The 8,253-nt window shown below is 54.0% G+C and carries 7 protein-coding genes and 2 pseudogenes; 7 read left to right on the top strand and 2 right to left on the bottom strand.

Going from position 1 to position 8,253, the window contains the following annotated elements; translation table 11 throughout:
• A pseudogene (locus ACFQUU_RS28245) lies at positions 1-954 on the bottom strand (hypothetical protein); the annotation flags it as partial.
• A gap of 1,087 nt (positions 955-2,041) precedes the next feature.
• Between ACFQUU_RS28245 and ACFQUU_RS28240 the strand changes: the two are divergent.
• The 7 genes from ACFQUU_RS28240 to ACFQUU_RS28210 all read left to right on the top strand — a co-directional run bounded on the left by ACFQUU_RS28240 (position 2,042) and on the right by ACFQUU_RS28210 (position 7,700).
• Complete coding sequence (locus tag ACFQUU_RS28240; RefSeq protein ID WP_382251864.1) at positions 2,042-2,224, top strand: hypothetical protein; 183 nt, start codon at positions 2,042-2,044, stop codon at positions 2,222-2,224.
• 23 nt (positions 2,225-2,247) lie between these two features.
• Positions 2,248-2,631: a hypothetical protein gene (locus tag ACFQUU_RS28235; RefSeq protein ID WP_382251862.1), complete on the top strand. Its 384-nt coding sequence runs from the start codon at positions 2,248-2,250 to the stop codon at positions 2,629-2,631.
• Positions 2,603-3,007, top strand: a complete 405-nt coding sequence (locus tag ACFQUU_RS28230; RefSeq protein ID WP_382251861.1) for a hypothetical protein — start codon at positions 2,603-2,605, stop codon at positions 3,005-3,007. The genes ACFQUU_RS28235 and ACFQUU_RS28230 overlap by 29 nt, the downstream gene beginning before the upstream one ends.
• Positions 2,995-3,249: a hypothetical protein gene (locus tag ACFQUU_RS28225; protein ID WP_382251859.1), complete on the top strand. Its 255-nt coding sequence runs from the start codon at positions 2,995-2,997 to the stop codon at positions 3,247-3,249. The genes ACFQUU_RS28230 and ACFQUU_RS28225 overlap by 13 nt, the downstream gene beginning before the upstream one ends.
• A 214-nt stretch (positions 3,250-3,463) precedes the next feature.
• A complete protein-coding gene (locus ACFQUU_RS28220; RefSeq protein WP_382251858.1) occupies positions 3,464-3,922 on the top strand; it encodes a hypothetical protein in 459 nt (152 codons plus the stop codon).
• A 12-nt stretch (positions 3,923-3,934) separates the two neighbouring features.
• The gene (locus ACFQUU_RS28215) at positions 3,935-6,358 is read left to right on the top strand and encodes a hypothetical protein (RefSeq protein ID WP_382251857.1); all 2,424 of its coding nucleotides are present in this window, start codon (positions 3,935-3,937) and stop codon (positions 6,356-6,358) included.
• Between the two features lie 121 nt (positions 6,359-6,479).
• Positions 6,480-7,700: a carbohydrate-binding protein gene (locus ACFQUU_RS28210; protein WP_382251855.1), complete on the top strand. Its 1,221-nt coding sequence runs from the start codon at positions 6,480-6,482 to the stop codon at positions 7,698-7,700.
• Between the two features lie 100 nt (positions 7,701-7,800).
• Here ACFQUU_RS28210 and eno read toward each other — a convergent pair.
• Positions 7,801-8,253, bottom strand: a pseudogene (eno, locus tag ACFQUU_RS28205) (phosphopyruvate hydratase); the annotation flags it as partial.

Below are 8,253 nucleotides of genomic sequence, written 5' to 3'. Positions count from 1 at the left end.
CGGATAGACCTGCTGCTGTTGCGAATGGAACTGCTGTTGCGGATGGAACTGCTGTTGTGGATGGAGTTGCTGTTGCGAATGGAACTGCTGCCGCAGATGGGACATCGTCCTCGACATCCCGCCGTGATTAGGCTGCATTGGAAAGTGCTGTGGACTCTGTAGCCGATATTTGTCGGGGTTTGGCATTCCGCCCGAATAAATGCGGCCGCCGCCCGCGAGGTGATTCTGAAGGAAGGCTACATGATTTGGATTTTGTTGCACTATTCTCTGAAAATTTGCGGCACCGGCATTCGGACTACGCCCTGGGAAATGCTGCGGCTGTGATGCACGATGCTGCGTTGACTGCTGCTGCGGTGGATAAACCGGTGGCTGTGGCGAATTGAGTTGATGCTGTACAGACTGCTGTTGGTTCCTGCCTAACTGATCGATTTTGATCATCGCTTCTCGAATTTCCGAAACGATTACATCATATACATCATTTTTGACCGAATCAGGCAATCCGCTCCGTTCGTGCCCGTTGTGGCTATCGTTTGGAGCATAGGTAAAATTTTTTTCCAGATTTAATTTAAGGCTATTAAAGAAATTTTCCGCGGCTCCTGTCGAGCCGCTATTCATCCCTGTCTGCTTCATGAAGTCCGCGATCGCTTGATGGGAGATCGAGGGATTCAAATTCAACTTCCACGTACCGCTTGTTTGTTCACCGCCCGAATAAGTACCTCCACTGGTGAATGGCTTGGCCAGGAGTGTTGGCAGTTGGAAGTTCTGTGTCATTCCTACAAAGCGCGCAGCGCGGAAATTCTGACTTTGCAATTGGGAAGGATGTTTGTTTTGTGCAGACTGCAGCTCCCTCGACGACATTGGCCGCTGTGGAGAGGGTTGGTTGCCGATTTGCGAAGCCTCCAGCGTCTGGGACAGTAGCGTGCTCGGACCAAATTTGCCGATTCCAAAAGTCATTTGTTCACCTTTCAACGTATTCGTATTGTGTTGGAGCCGATCGGATAGTTCAACTTGACCTCGCTCGTCGCCAGTCTTCCCTGCAGCAAGGCTTTATAGGCCGGGACCAGCTTTCATTCGCCGGCTTTTCCATGCGTCTTTTGCTTCGATAGGTGGCATCCAGCCGCAGTGCAGTTCCATTCTGTCTGTCGCAATCGCGCATGGTCTTGTGCGTGATATAGGCATCTCCTGAGTAAGCGATGCCGCGGAATCAGAACGAAGGGCGGCGTCTGTTGACGACCGGCGCCCCGCGATCCAGTTCTAGAGAAGAACCGCCAGACACATTGCGTGATGTGGCTGAAGCCGCAGGGCCGGGGCTACGCTGGGCACGTTCGCTCGACGAGTCTTCCGGCGCAACGGAGACATTATCTGTGGCCGGCCAATCGAAAGTTGGTCCGGGGACAGGAGCGGACGTGGCATCTGCTGTTTAGTTGCACACCTTCGCCAACGCGAGATAGTTCCGGGCAGTCTGAATCACGACCGCCAGAATCTAAAAGCGGATGGAACATGAAGAAGGACGAATGAAGAAGGTCAGGAGTCCACCAGTAGATCAGAGGAAGAATGCCGGTTTCGGAGACAAATGTGTAAAGGTCGATATCAATGAATGGTAGCGGTTCAAAGGCTGGCGCATTGCCTTTGGACGTGCGGCTGGATAGTACGTTTGCTTTCGCAGTTCGCCGGTCTGTATGCCCTTATTGCTCCATATCGCCTGATATGCGGTTCCCCCCACCTGACCTGGCATACTAAATTCTTTAGCACCGTGCAGGTCCTACGCTTGCATTCCGGTACTGGCAGGGAGGCCTGTACTGCCAGTCACGTATAAAAGTCCTGTCTGCTTACCCGTTGGTTTCCCGAATTTCGCCCGACCCCGTAGTATCTGAAATCTTTTCATCTCCATGAAGATGTGCGATGGAACCATTCTCACGCCGGCGTGCACTCATGTGACGTCACTGTCACTGGTTGATATAAACAGTTATCTGGAAGGATAGGCACATTGAGGACAGGCTTACCACCCGCGGCTCATTACCACGTCCCGGCAGCAGTGCCCATGCCGGTTGTTGTAACCGGGCCGGGCGTTGCGCCTGTGGCACCGTCTGTCATGCCGGCGTCTGCACGTCATGCTGGTCGGCCACAACCAACGGTGCAGTTTCAGCAATACCGGATGGACATCAATATCTATCGTGCATTGTTACGTAGTGTACGCAACCGGTTCAAGTTCACTCTACGCTGAAGAGCTATAACGGCCAGGATATCGTGAAGCTGGTGCAACAAAGGCAGCCTACAAGGCTGCCGCCTGCATTGGCCGCTGTCCAGGGCAATATCAACCAGCAGCCGGGTGTGCGGTACCACGCAAAGCGCCTCGTCCTGCATGGCGAAGACATCATGCTGGTGTTTGGATCGCGTAACGGCATCATCGTCGATGCGCGTCTTGCCGACGCCGCACTGGTGGCTGCCATTGATGGAGCCGGGCCGCCGGCAGGCGCCATTTCGATCGATGGTATCGAAGATGCCGCCAGTGCCCGCGCGGTGGTCGCCAACTTCAAGAAAATATTGGTCGACCCGGATAAGCGCTACCGGATGGACGACACCGAGAGCGAGCAGTTCGTCGATGCATACCGGGGGTCTGTTCCAGGATGAGGATGACCCGGAGGCTGGAGAAAAGCAGTATCAGAAAGTGTGCGCAGAGGTGCAAGACATTATCAAAGGCCGTCCTGAGCTGCAGGATACGCCGATAGAAGAACTGGTCGCGGTCCGTGAATGGACCGGCAATACGCTCTGGAAGGTGATGCAGGATCTGCTGATGCATGACATCACTGAAGAAAACTGGGATGCGTTGTCGACGATGTTGCCTACTTCTCGGAAGATTTCATTAGTAGAAGGTCTGCCACTCGTGAAGGCAATTATTTCCGGGCTAAATGCACTTCCGATAGCTATGCCTACAGCGGCACCGTCTATACCGGCGAAAAACAGGAGGCAGAGTGGATTCAGCGCTACGAGCCAGTGCAGACTTTGACCGACTGGCGTTTTTTCGCAACTGCGAAAACCGAGGAAGGAAAGTGGCCGGGGCTCAACGTCAATTGGGAAACCGTCTCCGTCAATGGCAAGAATATTGAGATCTTTTCCTACATGCCGGAGGAACACGAAGTGCTATTCCCTCCCGGTACGAGATATCACGTCGACGAGATCATGATCACCCCCCGATCGAATCCAGATTATCCGCAAGCGGACATTCATATGCGGCAGCAGGAAAAATAAAACGGGCGTGGAGCGGTATCGCTACCTTCTTGGGACAGATGACGTGAATCGGCAGGCGTTCATGCAGGTACTCCCTGTCGCACCTGCCTGGCTGTTGCTGTCTGCACGACTCCTGCCCGACCCAATGACATGGAACTATCCAAGCAGCCCCGTCACTCATTGGTAAAGACGATACGCGCACCCGTGACCTTTTACCTTAATCAAGGAAGAGAAAATGCCTATACCCGAAGAATTTAAAAGCTGGTTCGAGGAACTGTGCAAGGAATGTGGGGTGCCGGACATCGTTCTCGCCTGCGAAGAAAGCGGAATGGCGCTTGGGGAGGTTCCTTTTTTGTTTGCGGATGGTGCAATCGGCAGCGAGGGACAGCTTTTGATACAAACCGTCCTTGCTCCCCTACCCAAGCAAGGTGCGGCAGAAATGATGCGACGTATGCTCCAGACACAGATGCTGATGGTAGGACCCGGCTGTCCGGTGTTCGGCTTGGAACCGAATACCAACCTGATCTTGTTGCTGACTCCGATCGACCCTGCACAGATTCCGCCCAAGGGGGCGGCCATATTGCTGCAAGCGCTAGCCAAGGCTGCTGGCGTCTGGCGCGACGTGCTGGAACAAGATGGTCCGGTCAAAGTGAGCGGCCATCAGCAAAAACTGCTCCAGAAATTGAAAAGATAAAGGGGGCATATCATGTCTGACACCGTCAACTCCCACAGCACTGGCTCCAGCCGCTACTACAACGTTACCAACAATAACGACACTTCTAGCCATGCTCTCACAGACAAAACCAACAACACGAACGACATCCGCGAGGGCGTAGCTGAAGGCCTTGGCCGCAATCTGAAAGCGTTCGGCGCCTGGCTCGGACATCAATACATCTGTGTCGGCGGGCCTCGGCAAACCGCAGAATTTCTTGGCATGCTGGTGACGGAAAAAGCCAAGGACAACCCCATGGTCACCCTTGGCGTAGGAGCCTACCTTAGCGCAGGTTACTTGTATCGGTCGGGAGTGATGTGGAAGCGAGTGATGAGTGAAACCAAAGAAGAAGCCGATTTGGTCAACGCTGCCTATGCCGGCCATACCGATCCCAGTAAACTTTCCCCAGAGGAGCTCGCCAGCGCCGGCCGCCAGCGAAAGCTGGACTTGGCGGTCGCCACGGGAGCCAATCTTTTAGTCGGCGGCACCTTGGCGGTCACCGGCTACTTGGGCGCGTTCCGCGGAGTGCAAGCGATGTACCTGGACCCCGGCTTTGCGATACGTCAGCATTTCTATGCAATAGGACGTGACCTCTCACAGGGAACGTTTAGTACCGTCAATGGCGGCGGTCCTCCGCTCACATCGGCTGAAACCAAAGGGCCGGCACTGTTATACAGCCTTGGACAAGTCGCCAGCGGCATTGCCATGGATTATGCGTCATCTTTTATCAAGGAGCCTCAGTACAGGATTGCGGTCCGTGCATTTATCGTTGTCTTGGCTGAAGCAACTGATAATTTTGTGTTGGGATGGGTGGCCGGCGCAAAAGCGGCAAGGAGTTCCAGCAAAGGGAAAGAAGATTTACAGCACGCGGAGCTTACCGCAGGTTCATCAAGGAACGTTTTCCCCAAGCTTTTCGACCAGTCTCTCACTCGTGAAGCCGTTCTCCATGTGTTCGGTAACGTTGCTGGCGGCTTGGTTCTGGCCACCGAGTTGAGTGATAAATTGAAGACGCCAGCGGAAGGCGTGAACCTCTTGCAGTCGCTGGTCGTCAACGTTGGGGTGGCTGCCGGAATAGGTCTGGCCTATGGCCGCATTGTTGCAATATGGACGGCGCAGGGAACGCAGCGGAATTATGTCTTGGATAATACTTCGGGTGGGTCGGTGGGATCAACAGAGAGCGGACACAGCATCTCGACTTTGCGACAACCTCAGATGGGACCTGTCAACCTCGTCCGTGTAGGAACTCCGGATATTACCGAGAGTGGAGATGAAAGAACAGGTGCGGGGGTTGGGCGCGGACGAACTCGCTCGGACATCGGTCAAGTGTTCCTTGCTACTCCGAGAGTAACGCGCAGCGCAGCGCCGAATTTTTTGGATACTAATGAGGGCCGACGAAGGCGTGACGCGCTTAATGCCGGCCTTTTAGAGCAGCAACAGTGGATAGAAGAAACTTTCAGTCCGGATAATTTGCATTCTCCTCTTGACATCACCAATTTGAATCCGGCAACGGCCATCGACACGTCATCGGTCGAACACTCGGATGAGGAGTACGTCCCAGATTCAGTTTGGAGATCTGCCCATGACAACACTACAGCGCAATCTAACGCCATCGTGCAACAAGATGCATCAATGTTTAGAGCAATGTTGAGTGATGAGTCGGACAATTTGGTAACAGAATATGTTACGGATCTAACCTTCGAATTTCCGTCGGAAGAGGAGTTCAGACCTATAGCGGATTCGGGACCATTGAAGGACAAATTTACAGCGAAAATTGTAAGTGATATCAGTCCCAAGATTCCGGACTCAGAGGACGAAAAATTTAATTCCGACTCTAGATCGACAGACCAACGTGGGCCATCCGTAGCCGCACGGACCGCAAGCACGAGTATGCCCAGTCCAACGACAGACAATGTCGCCCCTGTGTTGCAGGAAACGTCCAAGGGTAATCACGAAGATGTGGAACAGGGATGGGTGTCGATGGCACGGTCCACAACGCAAAACACGAAGGTAGTGATTGATCCTTCTACGATCGATACTTCTGATTTCGTGAACTCGTTCAAAAATGAGTTTATGGAAAAAGATAGTATCTGGACGCAAGAAGTACCTCAATTCAAAAATGAACAGCTTGTTTCGGAAACCACGGGGAAAAAGTCACCCGGCAGCACGCAGCTAGTTTTTGGCGAACCAATCCCTCAAGAAAAGGTGATCACTGCACCGGATAAAAAGAAGAGTGGGATCTTAGGAGTAATTCAATTGAAGAAACTTCTCAGAAGGACGGATAAGCCTGTGCCCGAAGATCCGGGAACGTCATCAAGCGATCAACCTGTCAACAAGAGCAACAGATCCAATCGTCTTCAACGCATGTTTAAGCGGGACACGTCGCAAAATGACCCCAACGGTAAACGGAGAGCCGAATAATGGCATGGCAAACTCATTTGCCAAGTCTCTGGAGAGCCGTCAGAGCCGCACTTTCTTGTCCTCTTGCCTTCTTGTCTGAACGACCCGTTGGACCGCTACTACAACTATAAGGACATATACGATGGAACGTTTTTATTCAATCAGAAGGTATGCGGTGGCCCTGCTGGGTTGCTGTCTCTTCGCCTTGTTCCCGATCGGCGCGCAGGCAAAAATTTTTCAGGCCGAAAAATACACCGAATATCACGATCTCTCTGCAGGTAATCAGGGTGGCCACTACCGACATGACGATGTCGATATCCAGGCGACCACCGATGTCGGCGGTGGCTACAACGTGGGATGGATAGAAGCCAACGAATCGTTGTCTTACTCCCGTGTGGTCATTCCCTTCAATGGCAGTTATGACGTTCACCTGCGTGTGGCCAGTGCGTCCGGGGCGAGAGCAAGCGTCAACCTGAATTCGGGCGCCGTCCGGCTCGGCGAGTTCAAGATTCCGGCGACCGGCGGCGGACAAAAATGGACCACCGTGTCCAAGACCGTCGATTTGAAGGAGGGCACCTACACTCTCGGTGTTGTCGCAGTGACCGGCGGCTGGAATTTCAACTGGATCGAAGTCGAGCCGCACGACGAAGATACCGGCCAGGCCAAGGCAACGGTGTATCAGCACTGTAAGTACGACGGCCGGGCGACATCACTGGAAGCCGGTTCCTACAAGCTGCGCGATCTGCAGGCGCTGGGGTCCAGAGAAAACGATATATCGTCGCTACGCGTCGCACCGGGATACGAGGTGGTTCTTTATGAACACGACAACTTCCGTGGCCGGTCCACCGTGATGACGGGCAACAAGAGCTGCTTCGTCGGTAATGGATTTAATGACGCGGTCTCTTCCGTGATCGTGCGTCGCGCCGATCCAAATACTCCTCCGCCAGGCGGTGGCCGGGACGACACGGGTGACTGCGGTACGCCATGGCGCTCCGCCAGGCTCACGCATTTTGAATCCTATCCGGACCCAGGCAGCGAGGAATGCCGCAAGAATAACGGCTGCACCTGGGCCGGGCAGTTCCATGGTGTGAAAGGCGTCAAATCCAGATCCTGGGTGGCAGCAAACAATATCATCGCCGTGCACTCGAAAGATTGGAAAGCGCTTGGCAATAAGACGCTTAATTTGCGGCAAGGCTCCAAGCATATCAAGGGAGACGTGATCGACTTGTGTTCGGACAGCGATTGCGCCGGTTGCTGTACCCGAAACCTGGGTGGCGACGGTCATCTGATCGATATCGAAAAACATACCATGAAGCGCTTCGGCACCGGTAGCGGTACCGTGGAATTCCAGGTGTGCGAATAAGCCTGCCGACAATACCTGCGCATAAGCTTCAGGCCCCCCGGCACGGTGTCGGAGTAGTGCCGCTTTCTATGTGCGGCATGCCTGCGTTACCGAACGCTCGCTAAAAGACATTATAAAACGCGCCACGACCCGGATAGCTGGCGATGTCGCCGAGGTCTTCCTCGATACGCAGCAGTTGATTGTACTTGGCCATGCGGTCCGAACGCGACATCGAGCCGGTCTTGATCTGCAACGCATTGGTCCCCACCGCGATATCAGCAATCGTCGCATCTTCCGTCTCGCCCGAACGGTGCGAAATCACTGCGGTGTAACCGGCGCGCTTGGCCATCTCGATCGCCGCAAAGGTCTCGGTCAGCGTGCCGATCTGATTGATCTTGATCAGGATCGAGTTGGCAATGTTCTTCTGGATGCCTTCGCGCAGGATCCTGGTATTGGTCACGAACAGGTCGTCGCCCACCAGCTGCACCTTCTTGCCCAGTGCATTGGTCAGCGTGGCCCAGCCGTCCCAGTCGTTTTCCGCCATGCCGTCCTCGATCGAGATGATCGGGTACTT

The organism is Herbaspirillum sp. GCM10030257, from assembly GCF_042666555.1.
Lineage (GTDB): Bacteria > Pseudomonadota > Gammaproteobacteria > Burkholderiales > Burkholderiaceae_D > Noviherbaspirillum.
The sequence above is the reverse complement of the archived record's forward strand: the minus strand, read 5'-3'. Positions and strand labels throughout refer to the sequence as shown.

Bases quoted from the DNA above. Each gene is read 5' to 3' on its own strand.
- ACFQUU_RS28230 (WP_382251861.1), top strand. From the start codon at position 2,603: ATGCATACCGGGGGTCTGTTCCAGGATGAGGATGACCCGGAGGCTGGA.
- ACFQUU_RS28210 (WP_382251855.1), top strand. From the start codon at position 6,480: ATGGAACGTTTTTATTCAATCAGAAGGTATGCGGTGGCCCTGCTGGGT.
- ACFQUU_RS28240 (WP_382251864.1), top strand. From the start codon at position 2,042: ATGCCGGTTGTTGTAACCGGGCCGGGCGTTGCGCCTGTGGCACCGTCT.
- ACFQUU_RS28220 (WP_382251858.1), top strand. From the start codon at position 3,464: ATGCCTATACCCGAAGAATTTAAAAGCTGGTTCGAGGAACTGTGCAAG.
- ACFQUU_RS28215 (WP_382251857.1), top strand. From the start codon at position 3,935: ATGTCTGACACCGTCAACTCCCACAGCACTGGCTCCAGCCGCTACTAC.